Genomic DNA, 14,850 nt, shown 5'->3' with positions numbered 1-14,850 from the left:
GGTAGCACACGGTGGCGGCCCTCACCCCCGGGACAGCCCGGCGCGGAGTCCCTCGGCGATCGGGCGCAGGATGTCCCCGAGCTCCCCGATCTTCTCGGGGTCGACGTGATCGAGGACGGCGCGGCGGATCTGCTCCATGTGTCCGGAGGCCGCGGCGAGGAAGGCCGTGCGGCCCGTGCGGGTGGGCGACACGTATCGATTCGCACCTCGTCGCTCGCGGGTGACGAGCTCGCGTTCCTGAAGCCTCGCGACCGTGTGGGACAGGCGGGAGAACGAGCCGGCGGTCAGCGTGCTGAGCTCGTCGCGCAGCTCCGCGCCGACGTCGCCCTCGCCGCGGCCGACACCGTGCTCATCGCGATCCCGAACCAGCTCGGCGTCGCCTACAGCACCCGACAGCTCGCGGCCATCCGGGACATCGGCGATGAGATCGGCTGGAACGACCCGCCCACGGCCCGTCGCGGGGGCCTTGACGCAACAAACCGACCCGCGCCTCGCACGGGCCGCGTCTCCGCGCGAGAATGATCCGGAGCCCGCCTGCCCGGCGCGGGCCGCACCCCGGGAGGTCTCGTGAACCGTTCGCTCGCCCGCGTCGCCTCGACGGCGGCCGCCGTCGCCGCCCTCGCCCTCGCCGGATGCGCGGCCGACACGACCGCCGACGACACGACCGCCGACGAGGCCTCGTCCGGCGGCTACGTCAACGAGGGCACGCTCACGATCGGAACCGGAGAGCCCGCCTACTACCCCTGGGCGATCGACGACGACCCCTCGTCGGGCGAGGGCTTCGAGGCGGCCGTCGCGTACGCCGTCGCCGACGAGCTCGGCTTCGGCGTCGACGACGTCGAGTGGGTCCGGACGACCTTCGACGAGGCCATCGCGCCGGGACCGAAGTCGTTCGACATCAATCTGCAGCAGTTCTCCATCACGCCCGAGCGCGCGGAGAACGTCGACTTCAGCTCGCCCTATTACACGACCTCGCAGGTCGTCGTGACCACGGGCGATTCCCCCGCGGCCGACGCGACCTCGATCGCCGATCTGGAGGACCTCCTCATCGGCGCCCAGACGGGGACGACGAGCTTCGACGCCATCGAGCGGGTGATCGATCCCTCCCAGGGCGCCCAGGCGTTCAACTCGAACGACGACGCCAAGCTCGCGCTCGAGAACGGCCAGGTCGACGCGATCGTCGTCGATCTGCCGACCGCGTTCTACATCTCGGGCGCCGAGCTCACCGACGGCGTGCTCGTCGGGCAGCTCCCCGAGATCGACGGCGCCGAGGGCGACGATTTCGGCCTCGTGCTGGCCAAGGACTCGCCGCTGACGGACGACGTCACCGCCGCCGTCGACGCGCTGCGCGAGGACGGCACGCTCGACGCGCTGGCGGCGGAGTGGCTCGGCGGCGAGGACGAGGCGCCGCTCCTCGAGTGACCGCGGAGCGCTCGGGCGGGCGCCGCGGCCCGGCTATCCTGGCACGATGATCCCGCCCGGCGCGCGCCCCGTCAGCGCCGTCGAGCAGGAACGGCGCGTCCACCGTCGGAGACAGGGCATCCGCTCCGTCCTCATCAGCCTCGCCTCGACCGTGGCGCTCGCGGTCGTCGTCTGGTTCGCGCTCGTGAACACACCGGGGTGGGCACGCGTGCAGCAGTCGTTCTTCGACCCCGACGTGCTGATCGCCTCGCTCCCCCGCGTATGGGACGGCTTCCTGCTGAACCTGCGCGTCCTCGCCGCGACGGCCGTGCTCGTCCTCGTCCTCGCGCTGCTGCTCGCCGCCGTCCGCACGCTGCGCGGCCCGGTCTGGCTGCCGCTGCGGGCGCTGGCCGCGGGCTACACCGACCTCTTCCGCGGGCTGCCGCTCATCATCGTCCTGTATCTCGTCGGATTCGGGATCCCCGGTCTCGACCTCATCCCCGAGCGCCTGCCGTACGAGTTCTGGGGCACGATCGCGCTCACCCTCACCTACTCGGCCTACGTCTCGGAGGTGTTCCGCGCGGGCATCGACGCCGTGCATCCCTCGCAGCGGCAGGCGGCCCGCTCGCTCGGGCTGAGCCATGCGAAGACGATGCGCCTCGTCGTCATCCCGCAGGCCGTGCGCAAGGTCACCCCCGCGCTCATGAACGACCTCGTCGCACTGCAGAAGGACGTGGGCCTCGTCTCCGTTCTGGGAGCGGTCGACGCCGTGCGCGCCGCGCAGATCCAGACGGCGGCCTTCTTCAACTTCACCCCGTACGTGCTGGCGGGGCTGCTCTTCGTCCTCCTCGCCATCCCCACCATCCGCCTCACCGACTGGTACACGGCCCGGGTGCGCGAGCGCGAGCAGATCGGGGGCGTCGTATGAGCGCGGCCGTGCTGCGGGTGGACGACGTCTGGAAGAGCTTCGGCGACGACGTGGTCCTCCGAGGCGTCGACCTCGACGTCTCGCCCGGAGAGGTCGTGGCGCTCATCGGCGCGAGCGGGTCGGGGAAGTCGACGCTGCTGCGCACGATCAACCTGCTCGAGCCGATCGACGACGGGCAGATCTGGCTGCGCGACCTCGACGTCAGCGACCCGCGGGTCGACGCCGACGCCGTCCGCGCCCGCATCGGGGTGGTCTTCCAGCAGTACAACCTGTTCCCGCATCTGACGGCACGGCAGAACATCGCGCTCGCGCTGCGGCACGTGCACGGATGGCCGAAGGCGCGCGCGGGCGCCGAGGCGCTGTCCGCGCTGGCGCGCGTGGGACTCGAGGACAAGGCCGACGAGCATCCGGACCGCCTGTCGGGCGGTCAGCAGCAGCGCGTCGCGCTCGCGCGGGCGGTCGTGAGCGCGCCCGAGCTCCTGCTGCTCGACGAGATCACCTCGGCCCTCGACCCGGAGCTCGTCGGCGAGGTGCTCGAGCTCGTGCGCGCCCTGGCGGACGACGGCGCGACGATCGTCATGGCGACGCACGAGATGGCGTTCGCGCGCGACGTCGCCGACCGCGTCGTGTTCCTCGACGGGGGTCGCGTGGTCGAGGAGGGGCCTCCGGCCCGGTTCTTCGGCCGGCCGCGCGAGGAGCGCACGCGGGCCTTCCTCGCGCGCTTCAGCGCCTGAGCGCCCCTCGGGGACGACGTCCGGGGCACGGTCCGGGGCATCCGGGATGAGACCGTGGGGTGACCCGGGTTCATCCCTCAGCGGGATGTGCACGAGGGGCGATGTCACGGAGGCTGAACGGACAGCACCCGCCACCGACCCGACAGGAGCCGACATGCCCGCCATCGCCGTCCCCCCGCCGTCCCAGCCCGCGGATCCGCCCCGCGCCCGCGTCGCCGACCCCGCCTACACCGCGCTCAGGCTCGCCGCGGGCTCGCTCGTGTTCCTCGGGACGGAGTCGACCGCATCCGTCAGCACGCTCAGACTCGCCGGGCGGTGACCGGACGTGGCAGGCTGGGCGCATGAAGAAGTGGCTCATCCGCCTCGTCTGCCTGTACCTGTTCAACGTCGTCGTCCTGCTGCTCGTCGGATGGTTCGAGGGCTCCGTGACCGTCGGGTGGGCCGCCTGGTGGGCAGCGCTCGTCCTCACCCTCGCGACGATCTGGCTCAAGCCCCTGCTCGCGCGGATCTTCCACGGCGCGGCGTCCTCGATCGCGCAGCGGGCGAGGATCGGCGAGAAGCTGGTCCAGTACCTCGCGACGTTCGTCGTGCAGGCGGTCATCTGGCTGCTCGTCGTCTGGCTCTCCGATGTCGCCGTCCGCGGATGGTTCTGGGGATACGTGTTGCCCCCGCTGTACCTCCTTGTGGCCTGGGTCGTCTACGACCTCCTCGACGACCGCTTCGAGCGCGGCGCGACGAACCTGTACGACCGGACCCGCGCGCGGAGCCGCCGGAAGCAGCCGTAGCCGGAGGCGTCACCCCGCGTCTGCCCCGGCGCCCTCCGTCCCGTACGCCTCCCGCAGCTCACGCGCCACGAGGTCCTGCCACGACCGCGCTTCGGGCGAGATCGCCGTCGCGGCGGGCGAGCCGTGGACGTGGCCTGCTCGCACATGCACGCGGACGTGTCCGCCCTGCGCGCGCAGACGCTGCGCGAACCCGAGGGCGCCGTCGGTGAGCACGTCGAACTCGGCGAGCACGAGCAGCGTCGGAGGGAAGCCCTCGACCGTGTCCGCATCCGCGACGAACGCGAGGTCGGGGGCGCCGGGCGCATAGGCCGCGCTCAGAGCGGGGTACTCCGCGATCTGCGCGGCCATCGCGGGATGGGGAGCGTCGTCCGCCGAGCGCTCGCCGATCCCCCGGAGGGAGAGGGCGGGCGCCTCGAGCGAGGCGTGGAAGGGCACGGGTCCGCCTTCCCGGACGAGGACGAGCGCAGCGCTCGCCGCGACGGAGCCGCCGGCCGACATGCCTCCGATCCCGATGCGCTCCGCGTCGATGCGGAGCTCCTCCGCGCGATCGTGCAGCAGCCGGAAGACGCGGACGACCTCGTCGCGGGCGGCGGGGTACGGATGCTCGGGAGCGAGCGCGTACTCGTAGGAGACGATGCGCAGACCGGTCGCGACCGACCTGGCGGAGAGCAGCGCGTCGTTCACGCGCTCGCGCGCGCCGCCGAAGAGGAAGCCGCCGCCGTGCAGGAACAGCTGCGTCGGCGGTGAGGAGGGCGTGCCCGGCGGCTCGTAGACGCGGGCGAACGACTCCCCCGCGACGCCGGGCAGCGCGATCTCGTGGATGCGGGCGCGCTCGTCGACGGGCGCCGCGGCCTCCTCCGCGAGCAGGTCCGAGACGGCTCTCGCGAGGCGCCGGCGCTCGTCGAGCGCGAGCCCCGGCGCGTCCGCGCCGAGGCGCGCCCGCGCCCGCTGCTCCCTGCGGATCCAGTCGATGCCGACGCCGCCCGGCTCCGTCACGTCCTCCGCACCCATGTGGCCTCCTCCGCGCTGGTCCTCCGGACGAATCCAAGCACGTCGGCCGGACGCCCGCCAGGCACGGCCGCCGCGTCAGGAGGTCGAGCGCTCCGCCGCCTCGACGACGTTCGTCATGAGCAGCGCCACCGTGAGCGGGCCCACGCCGCCGGGGTTCGGCGAGAGGAAGCCCGCCACCTCGGCCACATCGGGATGCACGTCGCCGTAGACCCTGCGCTTCCCCGTCTCCGGGTCGATCTCGCGCGTGACGCCCACGTCGAGCACGGCCGCGCCCGGCTTGACGTCCTCGGGCCCGACGAGGTGCTTGACCCCCGCCGCCGCGACGATGACGTCGGCCTGCCGGAGGTACCGCGAGAGCCCGACGGTGCCGGTGTGGGTGAGCGTCACGGTCGCGTTGACGTCGCGCCGTGTGAGGAGCAGCCCGATCGAGCGGCCGATCGTCACGCCGCGGCCGACGACGACGACGTGCTTGCCGGTCAGGTCGTAGTCGTTCCGCGTGAGCAGCTCGATCACGCCGCGGGGCGTGCAGGGCAGCGGGGTGTGGATCGGCTGGCTGACGTTGAGCACGAGCCGCCCGAGGTTGGTCGGATGCAGGCCGTCGGCGTCCTTCGCGGGGTCGATGCGCTCGAGGATCGCGTCGGTGTCGATGTGCTTCGGCAGCGGCAGCTGCACGATGTAGCCGTGGCAGGCCGGGTCGGCGTTCAGCTCGTCGACGAGCGCCTCGACGTCCTCCTGCGTCGCGTCGGCCGGCAGCTCGCGCTGGATGGAGTTCATCCCGATCGCGAGCGACTGCTTGTGCTTCATGCCCACGTAGAGCTGCGACGCGGGGTCGGCCCCCACGAGCACGGTGGCGATCCCGGGCGTGACGCCCTTCGCCGTCAGCGCGGCGACGCGATCGGCGAGCTCCGCCTTGATCGCCGCCGCTGCGGCCTTGCCGTCCAGAATCTGTGCCGTCATGTCCTTCGTCCTCCGTCAGATCCGTTCAACCGTCCGGCCCATCCGCCGCGAGAATCCATCCGCTGCCGGCATTCTCGCGGCCGGGCTGGATCCTCGCGGCCAGGATGGCGGGAAGGGCTGAGCGCGGGTCAGGCCGCCGTGTAGCCCTGGCCGGCGCTCTCGACACCGGGGTAGAGCGGGAAGGCGTCGGCGAGCCTCGCGACGCGCTCGCGGAGCGCGGGGACGTCGGCGCCCGGGAGCAGCGCGAGGGCGATGACATCGGCCACCTCGGCGAACTCCGCGTCGCCGAAGCCGCGCGTCGCGAGCGCGGGCGTGCCGATGCGCAGGCCCGACGTGACGAGCGGCGGGCGCGGGTCGTTCGGCACCGCGTTGCGGTTGACCGTGATGCGGATGTCGTGCAGGAGGTCCTCGGCCTCCTTGCCGTTGATCGCCGCGTCGCGCAGGTCGACGAGCACGAGGTGCACGTCGGTGCCGCCCGAGCGCACGGCGATGCCGGCGTCCTCGACGTCCTGCTGCGAGAGGCGGTCGGCGAGGATCGCGGCGCCGCGCAGGGTGCGCTCCTGGCGGTCCGCGAACTCGGGGGTCGCCGCGAGCTTGAACGCGGTCGCCTTGGCGGCGATCACGTGCATGAGCGGGCCGCCCTGCTGACCCGGGAAGACCGCGGAGTTGATCTTCTTCGCGAGATCGGCGTCGTTGGTGAGGATGAAGCCCGAGCGCGGGCCGCCGATCGTCTTGTGGACGGTCGACGAGACGACGTGCGCGTGCGGCACGGGGCTCGGGTGCACGCCCGCGGCGACGAGCCCCGCGAAGTGCGCCATGTCGACCCACAGGTAGGCGCCGACCTCGTCGGCGATCGCGCGGAAGGCGGCGAAGTCGAGCTGACGGGGGTAGGCCGACCAGCCGGCGATGATGACCTTCGGCCTGTGCTCCAGGGCGAGGCGGCGGACCTCGTCCATGTCGACGAGCGACGTCTCGGGGTCCACGCCGTACGCGACGATGTCGTAGAGGCGGCCGGAGAAGTTGATCTTCATGCCGTGCGTCAGGTGGCCGCCGTGGTCGAGCGAGAGCCCGAGCAGGGTGTCGCCGGGACGCGCGATCGCGTGCAGCACCGCCGCATTCGCCGTCGCGCCCGAGTGGGGCTGGACGTTCGCGAACTCCGCGCCGAACAGGGCCTTGGCGCGCGCGATGGCGAGCTCCTCGGCGACGTCGACCTCCTCGCAGCCGCCGTAGTAGCGACGGCCCGGGTAGCCCTCGGCGTACTTGTTCGTCAGCACCGAGCCCTGCGACTGCAGCACCGAGAGGGGCACGAAGTTCTCGGAGGCGATCATCTCGAGGAACCCGCGCTGGCGATCGAGCTCGCGCTGCAGGACCTGCGCGATCTCCGGGTCGACCTCGGCGAGGGGGGCGTTGAACAGCGGATCGGTCATGGCGATCTCCTGACGACAGACGAATGGATGGTGTTCGCTCCGGCCCAGGCGTGCGGTCGGATGCCGTCTCGGTCGCTCCCCGGTGGTGTCCCACCTCAACGCCAGTCGCGACGCGAACAGCATAGCCGACGGCGTGGCCGTCCGTGGAGGACGGCTGTGCTGCGGCGGGCGGATGTGGGATGGTCGGGACATGGGCACGGTGATCCACGCGACTCTCCTCGTCTCCGACGGCCGCGCGGTCCGCGACGGGTGGGCGCGCTTCGAGGACGGACGCGTCACGGCGACGGGCGACGGAGACGGATGGCGGGCCGCGACGCAGACGGGCGACGAGGTGCTCGACGCACGCGACGCCGCAGGGGAGGGCGCCGTGCTCACCCCGGGGCTCATCGACCTGCACGGCCACGGCGGCGGCGGCGCATCCTATGACGGTGGTCTCGAGGCCGTCCGCACCGCTCGCGCGCTGCACCGCGCGCACGGCACGACGCGCGCCGTGCTCTCGCTCGTGACGGCTCCGCTCGACGAGCTCGAGGAGCACGTCACGGCGATCGGACGGCTGTCCCTGCGGGAGGACGACGTCCTCGGCAGCCATCTGGAGGGGCCCTTCCTCGATCCCGGTCACCACGGCGCGCACGATCCGCGGCTGCTGCGTCGCCCCGAGGAGTCCGACGTCGCGCGTCTGCTCGACGCCGGCATGATCGACGGGGTCCAGACCATCCGGCAGGTGACGATCGCCCCCGAGCTGCCGGGTGCCGTCGACGCCATCCGTCGTGTCGTGGCTTCCGGCGCGATCGCGGCGATCGGGCACACGGATGCCGACGCCACGGCGACGCGGCAGGCGATCGACGCCGGGGCCACGCTCCTCACGCACGCGTTCAACGCGATGCCGGGCATCCATCACCGCCGTCCGGGACCCGTTCCCGTGTCGGCGGGCGACGACAGGATGACGCTCGAGCTCATCGCCGACGGCGTGCACGTCGACGACGACGTGATGCGCATGCTCTTCCGCTCCGCGCCCGGGCGCGTGGCGCTCGTGACGGATGCCATGGCCGCGACGGGGATGCCCGACGGCGACTACGCGCTCGGCCCGCTCGACGTCGTCGTGGCGGGAGGGGCCGCGACCGTGCGCGGCACCGGCACGATCGCGGGGTCGACCCTCACGCAGGATGCGGCCCTGCGCCGCATCGTGGGGCTCGGTGTGCCTCTGCCCGAGGCCCTCGGCGCGCTCACGGCCGCACCCGCCCGCGCGATCGGCCGCGCCGACGAGCTCGGCACGCTGCGCGCCGGAGCGGTCGCCGACGCGGTGCTGTGGACCGGGGGGCTCGACGTGGCGCGGGTGTGGACGGCGGGGACGGCGCGCTGACCGTCGTTCCCGTAGGAGGAGAGGCGGGGCTCGGACCCCTCCCCCGAACAGTCCGAGCCCCCGTTTCGCTTCGGGGTCGATGCCACCGGAGCGAAACCGCCCGACCGGCACTCCCCAGCAGCCGGGCGAACGTCTCTCTCATGCCATGAGACGGGCCGCGGGTGGTTTCGTTACGCGGCTTCGCAGGATTTTTCCGGAATCCGCGAAAACCGCGCGCTTCCGCGGGGGAGCCGTCGTCGCTCCCGCCAACGGGGTGGCGTCGGAACCCGAACAGGGGGAAGATGATTCGGATGGCCTGACACCCGAGTCGGGCGAGCCCGATGAGACGTGCGCCGTGCGCGCCGTGTCGGAGGCGACGACGAGCACACGGATCAATCTGTATGACCACAGACGACGAGAACCTCCACGACGGCGACGCCGACCTCTCGGCGACGCCCGACGTCGATCTCGTCCTGCGCTCCCGCTCCGGCGACCGCGAGGCGTTCGCCGAGCTGTGGCGACGTCATTACCGATCCGGAGTCGTCGCCGCGCGGTCGATCACGTCGAGCTTCGACGCCGACGACCTCGTGCAGGAGGCCTACGCGAAGATCTTCCAGTCGATCCGACGCGGCAAAGGCCCCACCGGGTCCTTCCGCGCCTACCTCTTCACGGCCATCCGCAACATCGCCGCGTCGTGGGGCCGCTCGAGCAACGAGGTGGCGAGCGACGAGCTCGAGAACGTCGAGGACCCGGGGTCGACCGACCAGGCCACGGACGAGGCGCTCGACCGCAGCCTGACCCACACGGCGTTCCGCAGCCTGCCCACCCGCTGGCAGGAGGTGCTCTGGTACACGGAGATCGAGCAGATGAAGCCGGGCGAGGTCGCCCCGCTCCTGGGCATGAAGGCCGCCGGCGTCTCCCAGCTCGCGTTCCGCGCCCGCGAAGGCCTGCGCGAGGCCTGGATCCAGGCGCACATCGCATCCGTCGAGGACGGCTCCGATCACGCGTGGACGATCGAGCGGCTGGGCGCGTACACGCGCGAGAACCTCGGGCCGCGTGACCGGAAGAAGGTCGAGGACCACCTCGGCGACTGCGCCCGCTGCGCGATCGTCGCCTCGGAGGCCAAGGAGGTCAGCGGTCGCCTGGCGCTCGTCCTCCTGCCCCTCACGATCGGCACCGCCGGGGCCGCCGCGTATCTCGCATCGTTGCAGCGCGGGGAGGCGGCGGTCGTCGCCCTCGCCGCCATGCCCTCCTCGGTGCACGAGGGCGCGGCGGTCGTCGCGGGCGGCATGGGCACAGCCGCGGCGGCGGATGGCGCCGCCCAGGGCGGCGGGACGGCCTCCGGGACGCCCGCATGGACGATCGGCGGTCTCCTCGCCGCTGGCGTCGCCGCCGTGACCGTCGCCGGCGTCGTGCTCGCGGCGACCCTCACGGGAGGATGGTCGGGCTCGGCGAACGACGCCGCAGGGGCGTTCGACGACGCGAACCAGCCGGATGCCTCGATCGAGGCGTCGGACGAGCTGCTGACGACCGAGGATGAGAACGGCGACCCCATCGAGCCGCCGATCGGGAGCACGCCGACGCCCACCCCGACGCCGTCCGCCTCATCCACGTCGGAGCCGCGGCCGGAGAGCCCCGCTCCCCGCCCGTCGGCCTCCCCTCGGCCGAGCGCGGACCCGCTGCCGACGGCCGAGCCGGAACCGCTCCCCGAGCCTGAGCCGTCCGCGCTTCCGACCGGGGAGCCCGAGCCCTCTGTCGAGCCCGAGCCGACGGCAGAGCCCTCGCCCGAGCCGACCCTCGAGCCTTCGCCCGAGCCGACCCTCGAGCCTTCGCCCGAGCCGACCCTCGAGCCTTCGCCCGAGCCGACCCTCGAGCCCTCGCCCGAGCCTTCGCCGGAGGAGACGCCCGGCGAGCCCTTCGCTCAGATCGCCGTGGAGCAGGCGTCCGTCGTCGACGCGGACGAACGGATCATCGAGCTCGAGCTCACCGGAGAGGCGGATGAGACGGTGTCGGTGAGTGCCGGGGCCACGACGGGCGCCGCTGCGGCGGCTTTCGCGTCGCTGTCGTTCTTCTCCGCTGCGGACACGTCCGACGCCCTCGCCGAGGGCGATTTCACCGCGCACGGCACGCTCGACCTGGAATTCTCGCTGACGCCGGTGCACGTCACCGAGGACACGCGTCTCGTCATCGCATATCGCGACGGCGAGGGCGACGTCGCGGCGTTCACGGCGTCGCTCTCCGAGTTGGGAGTCCGTGCCCCGCTCCTGGAGGCGCTGGAGTCCGAGCCGACGCCGAGTCCGAGCCCGACGTCTTCCGCCACCCCGAAGCCCAGCGCTACGCCGACACCGACTGCCTCCCCGACGCCGATGCCTACCAAGACGCCGACGCCAACGCCAAGTTCGACAGCGACTCCACCTCCGACGCCGACCCCCTATAGACCTCTCCGGCTCGTCGACGAGTCGGTTCAGGGGAACAAGCAGGAAGGCACGGTCAGCTTCACGGTCACGGGCGAGACAGATGCTCGCGTAGACGTTCTGCTCAATGGCGCGCTCGTCGCCGACGACATCGTGCTGTCGGGACCTCAACGTGTTATCGATCTGCCGCTCGACTTTGCAACCGCGAGCAACAACCCGTCCGTGACGGTCTCTTACGTCGACGGGGATGCTCTCGCCGAGCCGCTCAGCTTCCGTGTGGGAGATAAGGTCCCGCTCGAAGAGCTCGTCATCAATGACGCGCTGGAATTCCGCACGGCATCACTCGATATGGAGAGACCCGTTCAAGGGGCGGTTGAGATCCCAGTAACGGGCGAGCCGAGCGTCGACGCTGTCGCCTCGATCGGCTCGCTGATCGTCGACGTCCCGCTCGACGATGCGGGAAGCGGGACCCTCGCGCTTGTCCTCACTCGCGACCAGCTGGAGTCTGCGCAACCAATCACGTTGAGTTATCCGCAGAGGAACGCCGATCCCGGCACGACATACACGAAGGACGCCGACGAACTCGGCCTCTCTGACCTGCTGGTGTACGACATCGAGGCAAGCGAGTCGCGTCTCACTCAGCCCGGCGGGCTTTCTGTCCTGACGCCCTTACAGGGGCACGCCGATGAGACCGCGCTGGTGACGGTCACGACACAAGATCGTCCAGACGAGTACCTTGAGATCCGCTTCGGTGAGAACGGAGAGCATCTCTTCGAGTACACGGGCGAGCTGGATCGGCGTTTCGACTTCACTGTCGAGTACACCTCCATACCGCCACAGGTATACGGCACGGGAACGACGTTCGGTTGGACGGTGACGCGGAGATGACCCACCTGAGATTCACCCGGTGACGTCCCCCGACCCCTACGGCCCCGAGTGGGTGCGGCACACCGCGATCGCGAGCGACGGCATCCGGCTCGCGTACTGGACGGCGGGTGAGGGCACGCCGCTCGTGCTCGTCGCGGGGCAGGCCGTCGATCACCGGTCGTGGCAGATCGCCGGTCCGGCGCTGCTGCCCGGACGGCAGGTCATCGTCTTCGACCACCGCGGCATCGGCGACAGCGAGCTGGGCGACGCCTCGCGCTTCACGATGCGGCTGTTCGCGGAGGACGTCGTGAGCATCCTCGACGCGGCCGGCGTGGAGCGGGCGGATGTCGTCGGACACTCGATGGGCGGACGCGTCGCGCAGTGGCTGGCGATCGACCATCCCGGACGGCTGCGTCGTCTCGTGCTCGTATCGACCTCGGCCGGCGACGCGTACGGCACCCTGCGATCCGACGCGACGGATCACGCCATCCGCTCCTCCGACCCGAACGAGGTGGCCACGCTCTTCTGGGCCGAGGACCGGCGCGACCTCGTGCGGCTGCTCGCCGTCGGCCGCGATCGCACGGCGCTCGCACGGCATCATCGTGCGAGCACGCGTCACGACGCGCTGGCCGACCTCGGGCGCATCACGACGCCGACGCTCGTGCTGCACGGCGAGCTCGATCCGCTGACTCCGCTCGACAACGCGCGGATCCTCGACGAGCACATCCCGACCGCGCGCCTCACGGTCGTGAAGGGGGCCAGGCACGGCATCGTGCTCGACGGGGGTCTCGGACTCCAGATCGTCGACCGCTTCCTGCGCCCGGATCGGACGCCTTCCTCCCGGGCGAACGGAGGAGGCCGGGATAGCGTCGGGGGATGAGCCCTCTTCGCATCGCCGTCACCGGGGCCGCCGGACAGATCGGCTACAGCCTGCTCTTCCGACTCGCGAGCGGAGGCCTCGGCGATCGCCCCGTCGAGCTGCGGCTGCTCGAGGTTCCGTCGACGCTCCCGAAGGCGGAGGGCGTCGCGATGGAACTGCTCGACAGCGCGTTCCCGCTCCTGAGCGGTATCGAGATCGCCGACGATCCGCGACGGGCCTTCGACGGCGCCGACCTCGCGCTGCTCGTGGGTGCCCGGCCTCGGACGGCGGACATGAACCGCGGCGACCTGCTGTCGGCCAACGGCGCCATCTTCACCGAACAGGGTCGTGCGCTGAACGAGGCCGCAGGCGCCGACATCCGCGTGCTCGTGACGGGGAACCCGGCGAACACCAACGCCCTCGTCGCCCGCGTGAACGCTCCCGACATCCCGGCGGAGCGCTTCTCGGCCCTCACCCGCCTGGATCACAACCGCGCACTCGCGCAGCTCGCGCTCAAGACCGGCGCACCCGTCACGGAGATCGACCGTCTCACCGTCTGGGGAAACCACTCCGCGACGCAGTACGCCGATCTCACGCACGCCCGCGTGCGCGGGCAGGACGCCCTCGACCTCGTCGACCGCGCGTGGGTCGTCGACGACTTCCTGCCCACGGTCGCTCACCGCGGCACGGCCGTCATCCAGGCGCGCGGCGCCTCCTCCGCCGCCTCCGCGGCGAGCGCGACCGTCGACGCGGCGCGCGACTGGCTCGGCGGCACACCGGCCGGCGACTGGACGTCCATGGCGGTCGTGTCGGACGGGTCCTACGGCGTCGCCGAAGGACTCGTCTCGTCGTTCCCCGTCACGACGTCGAACGGCCGCTGGCGCATCGTCGAAGGCCTCGACATCGACCCGTTCTCGCGCGAGCGGATCGACGCGTCCGTCGCGGAGCTCGCGGTCGAGCGAGACGCGGTCAGGCAGCTGGGGCTCATCCCCTCCTGACCGGGCGGTGAGCGCTCCCGGATCTGCCACGATCCCGGCGCAGGGCGCACCCGATCGCCCACGCCCGGCTGCCCACGCCCGGCTGCGTCGCACGGTCAGAAGGGCGGCGGATCTGCGGATGCCTCGCTGCGAGGCGGATCTCCTCCGGGAGGGTCGTCTCCGGGTGGGGCATCCGGTCGCAGGGCGACTTCGTCGAGAGCGGTGAATCTCACCCGCGGCGCCGGGGGTGTCGACGTGCGTCACGCCCGCGGGGCTCGTCCACTCCAGCACTCCGGGCGTGAGGTGCCTCACCCGCCAGGGAGTGTGGTGCTTGTCGCGGTGACATCCCTTGCAGAGGCAGGCGAGATTGCCGATCCGGGTGGTGCCGCCTTCGGAGTTCGGGCGGGTGTGGTCGATGTCGGCGTGGACGGCGGCGTTGGTGCAGGACGGGAACCGGCACGTCTCATCCCGTGCTCTGAGGAACCGTCTCTGCGCCGCGGTGGGGGTGTATCGGTCGACCGTGAGCAGCGCACCGGTGTCGGGGTGGAGGAACAACCGCTCCCACCCCATGCCATACCCCGCGAGGCGTCCTCTGCGAACCCCACCGCACGCTCCTCGAACACCGCCCGCTGCTCGTCGGCGAGCCGTTCGCCGTGCTCGCGGATCACCGCAGCGTGTCTCGCCGTGATGCGGGCATCGGCCAGCGCCTGCGTCGTGACCGGAGAGTACGACACGAGCACGGAGGCGTTCGCCATCCGGGTCTGCACGGCCCTCTTCGACTCCCCCGCGACGGCGGCGAGCTCGGACGCCATCGATCGGAACGGGAAATCATACTGCGACGACGTGTCCGCCCGCACGGTCTGCTCCCGCGCGACAGCCGCCCCGAGAGCGAGGGCGCGCGTCTCGACCGCGTCGGCCATAGCGCGCATCCTCTGCGCCGTCTGCATCGACTCCATCACCACGCGCGTGACCGTCTGCTCGGCATCCGTCGGCTCCCACGGAAGCCCCGCCACCTCGCTGACGCCTGCGGTGATCTCCATACCCCGACACTACGACGGACATCGGACATTTGTTCGAGAGATCGTCGCCGAGGCCGCCACTCGTCTCCTGCCCTCCGACGAGCCCCTCCGGCACCGGGACGCGGCCTTCTG

General features: G+C 71.8%; 14 protein-coding genes, 1 pseudogene and 1 riboswitch. Of the genes and pseudogenes, 10 read left to right on the top strand and 5 right to left on the bottom strand.

Annotation, left to right across the window (positions count from 1 at the left end; genetic code table 11):
- Nucleotides 1-21: 21 nt before the first annotated feature.
- On the bottom strand, nucleotides 22-192 hold the full coding sequence (locus N8K70_RS03470; protein WP_317140222.1) for a hypothetical protein: 171 nt from the start codon (nucleotides 190-192) through the stop codon (nucleotides 22-24).
- Nucleotides 193-255: 63 nt separating this feature from the next.
- Between N8K70_RS03470 and N8K70_RS03465 the strand changes: the two genes are divergently transcribed.
- The 6 genes from N8K70_RS03465 (at nucleotide 256) to N8K70_RS03440 (ending at nucleotide 3,848) form a co-directional block, all read left to right on the top strand.
- Complete coding sequence (locus N8K70_RS03465; RefSeq protein ID WP_317140221.1) at nucleotides 256-522, top strand: hypothetical protein; 267 nt, start codon at nucleotides 256-258, stop codon at nucleotides 520-522.
- Between the two features lie 45 nt (nucleotides 523-567).
- The gene (locus N8K70_RS03460; RefSeq protein ID WP_317140220.1) at nucleotides 568-1,422 is read left to right on the top strand and encodes an ABC transporter substrate-binding protein; all 855 of its coding nucleotides are present in this window, start codon (nucleotides 568-570) and stop codon (nucleotides 1,420-1,422) included.
- Nucleotides 1,423-1,468: 46 nt separating this feature from the next.
- A complete protein-coding gene (locus N8K70_RS03455) occupies nucleotides 1,469-2,329 on the top strand; it encodes an amino acid ABC transporter permease (RefSeq protein WP_317140219.1) in 861 nt (286 codons plus the stop codon).
- Nucleotides 2,326-3,063, top strand: coding sequence for an amino acid ABC transporter ATP-binding protein (locus N8K70_RS03450; RefSeq protein WP_317140218.1), 738 nt, complete (start codon nucleotides 2,326-2,328; stop codon nucleotides 3,061-3,063). The genes N8K70_RS03455 and N8K70_RS03450 overlap by 4 nt, the downstream gene beginning before the upstream one ends.
- 154 nt (nucleotides 3,064-3,217) lie before the next feature.
- The gene (locus N8K70_RS03445) at nucleotides 3,218-3,382 is read left to right on the top strand and encodes a hypothetical protein (RefSeq protein ID WP_317140217.1); all 165 of its coding nucleotides are present in this window, start codon (nucleotides 3,218-3,220) and stop codon (nucleotides 3,380-3,382) included.
- Between the two features lie 22 nt (nucleotides 3,383-3,404).
- Complete coding sequence (locus N8K70_RS03440) at nucleotides 3,405-3,848, top strand: hypothetical protein (RefSeq protein ID WP_317140216.1); 444 nt, start codon at nucleotides 3,405-3,407, stop codon at nucleotides 3,846-3,848.
- A 9-nt stretch (nucleotides 3,849-3,857) separates the two neighbouring features.
- Here N8K70_RS03440 and N8K70_RS03435 read toward each other — a convergent pair whose 3' ends face one another.
- From N8K70_RS03435 to glyA, 3 genes are all read right to left on the bottom strand, one after another.
- On the bottom strand, nucleotides 3,858-4,859 hold the full coding sequence (locus N8K70_RS03435) for an alpha/beta hydrolase (protein WP_317140215.1): 1,002 nt from the start codon (nucleotides 4,857-4,859) through the stop codon (nucleotides 3,858-3,860).
- A 75-nt stretch (nucleotides 4,860-4,934) separates the two neighbouring features.
- Complete coding sequence (locus N8K70_RS03430; RefSeq protein WP_317140214.1) at nucleotides 4,935-5,816, bottom strand: bifunctional methylenetetrahydrofolate dehydrogenase/methenyltetrahydrofolate cyclohydrolase; 882 nt, start codon at nucleotides 5,814-5,816, stop codon at nucleotides 4,935-4,937.
- Between the two features lie 128 nt (nucleotides 5,817-5,944).
- Nucleotides 5,945-7,243 carry a serine hydroxymethyltransferase gene (glyA, locus tag N8K70_RS03425; protein WP_317140213.1) on the bottom strand — a complete coding sequence of 433 codons (1,299 nt, stop codon included), beginning with the start codon at nucleotides 7,241-7,243 and terminating at the stop codon, nucleotides 5,945-5,947.
- 35 nt (nucleotides 7,244-7,278) lie between these two features.
- Nucleotides 7,279-7,362, bottom strand: a riboswitch (ZMP/ZTP riboswitch).
- A 71-nt stretch (nucleotides 7,363-7,433) separates the two neighbouring features.
- Here glyA and N8K70_RS03420 point away from each other — a divergent pair.
- From N8K70_RS03420 to N8K70_RS03405, 4 genes are all read left to right on the top strand, one after another.
- On the top strand, nucleotides 7,434-8,603 hold the full coding sequence (locus N8K70_RS03420) for an N-acetylglucosamine-6-phosphate deacetylase (RefSeq protein ID WP_317140212.1): 1,170 nt from the start codon (nucleotides 7,434-7,436) through the stop codon (nucleotides 8,601-8,603).
- Between the two features lie 380 nt (nucleotides 8,604-8,983).
- Nucleotides 8,984-11,884 carry a sigma-70 family RNA polymerase sigma factor gene (locus N8K70_RS03415; protein ID WP_317140211.1) on the top strand — a complete coding sequence of 967 codons (2,901 nt, stop codon included), beginning with the start codon at nucleotides 8,984-8,986 and terminating at the stop codon, nucleotides 11,882-11,884.
- A gap of 19 nt (nucleotides 11,885-11,903) precedes the next feature.
- Nucleotides 11,904-12,743 carry an alpha/beta fold hydrolase gene (locus tag N8K70_RS03410; protein ID WP_317140210.1) on the top strand — a complete coding sequence of 280 codons (840 nt, stop codon included), beginning with the start codon at nucleotides 11,904-11,906 and terminating at the stop codon, nucleotides 12,741-12,743.
- Nucleotides 12,740-13,720, top strand: coding sequence for a malate dehydrogenase (locus N8K70_RS03405; RefSeq protein ID WP_317140209.1), 981 nt, complete (start codon nucleotides 12,740-12,742; stop codon nucleotides 13,718-13,720). Before N8K70_RS03410 ends, N8K70_RS03405 begins: the two co-directional genes overlap by 4 nt.
- A 351-nt stretch (nucleotides 13,721-14,071) precedes the next feature.
- On the opposite strand, the pseudogene N8K70_RS17125 reads toward N8K70_RS03405, so the two are convergent.
- Nucleotides 14,072-14,269, bottom strand: a pseudogene (locus tag N8K70_RS17125) (HNH endonuclease signature motif containing protein); the annotation flags it as partial.
- Nucleotides 14,270-14,850 lie beyond the last annotated feature (581 nt).

The sequence above is a fragment of the Microbacterium sp. AB genome (assembly GCF_032878875.1).
In the GTDB taxonomy this organism is placed as follows: domain Bacteria; phylum Actinomycetota; class Actinomycetes; order Actinomycetales; family Microbacteriaceae; genus Microbacterium; species Microbacterium betulae.
This window is presented reverse-complemented; position numbering and strand designations above follow the sequence as displayed.

Excerpts from the sequence above, each read along its gene's own strand:
- N8K70_RS03455 (WP_317140219.1), top strand. The coding sequence starts at position 1,469 with ATGATCCCGCCCGGCGCGCGCCCCGTCAGCGCCGTCGAGCAGGAACGG.
- N8K70_RS03450 (WP_317140218.1), top strand. The coding sequence starts at position 2,326 with ATGAGCGCGGCCGTGCTGCGGGTGGACGACGTCTGGAAGAGCTTCGGC.
- N8K70_RS03445 (WP_317140217.1), top strand. The coding sequence starts at position 3,218 with ATGCCCGCCATCGCCGTCCCCCCGCCGTCCCAGCCCGCGGATCCGCCC.
- N8K70_RS03440 (WP_317140216.1), top strand. The coding sequence starts at position 3,405 with ATGAAGAAGTGGCTCATCCGCCTCGTCTGCCTGTACCTGTTCAACGTC.
- N8K70_RS03435 (WP_317140215.1), bottom strand. The coding sequence starts at position 4,859 with ATGGGTGCGGAGGACGTGACGGAGCCGGGCGGCGTCGGCATCGACTGG.
- N8K70_RS03430 (WP_317140214.1), bottom strand. The coding sequence starts at position 5,816 with ATGACGGCACAGATTCTGGACGGCAAGGCCGCAGCGGCGGCGATCAAG.
- glyA (WP_317140213.1), bottom strand. The coding sequence starts at position 7,243 with ATGACCGATCCGCTGTTCAACGCCCCCCTCGCCGAGGTCGACCCGGAG.
- N8K70_RS03420 (WP_317140212.1), top strand. The coding sequence starts at position 7,434 with ATGGGCACGGTGATCCACGCGACTCTCCTCGTCTCCGACGGCCGCGCG.
- N8K70_RS03415 (WP_317140211.1), top strand. The coding sequence starts at position 8,984 with ATGACCACAGACGACGAGAACCTCCACGACGGCGACGCCGACCTCTCG.
- N8K70_RS03405 (WP_317140209.1), top strand. The coding sequence starts at position 12,740 with ATGAGCCCTCTTCGCATCGCCGTCACCGGGGCCGCCGGACAGATCGGC.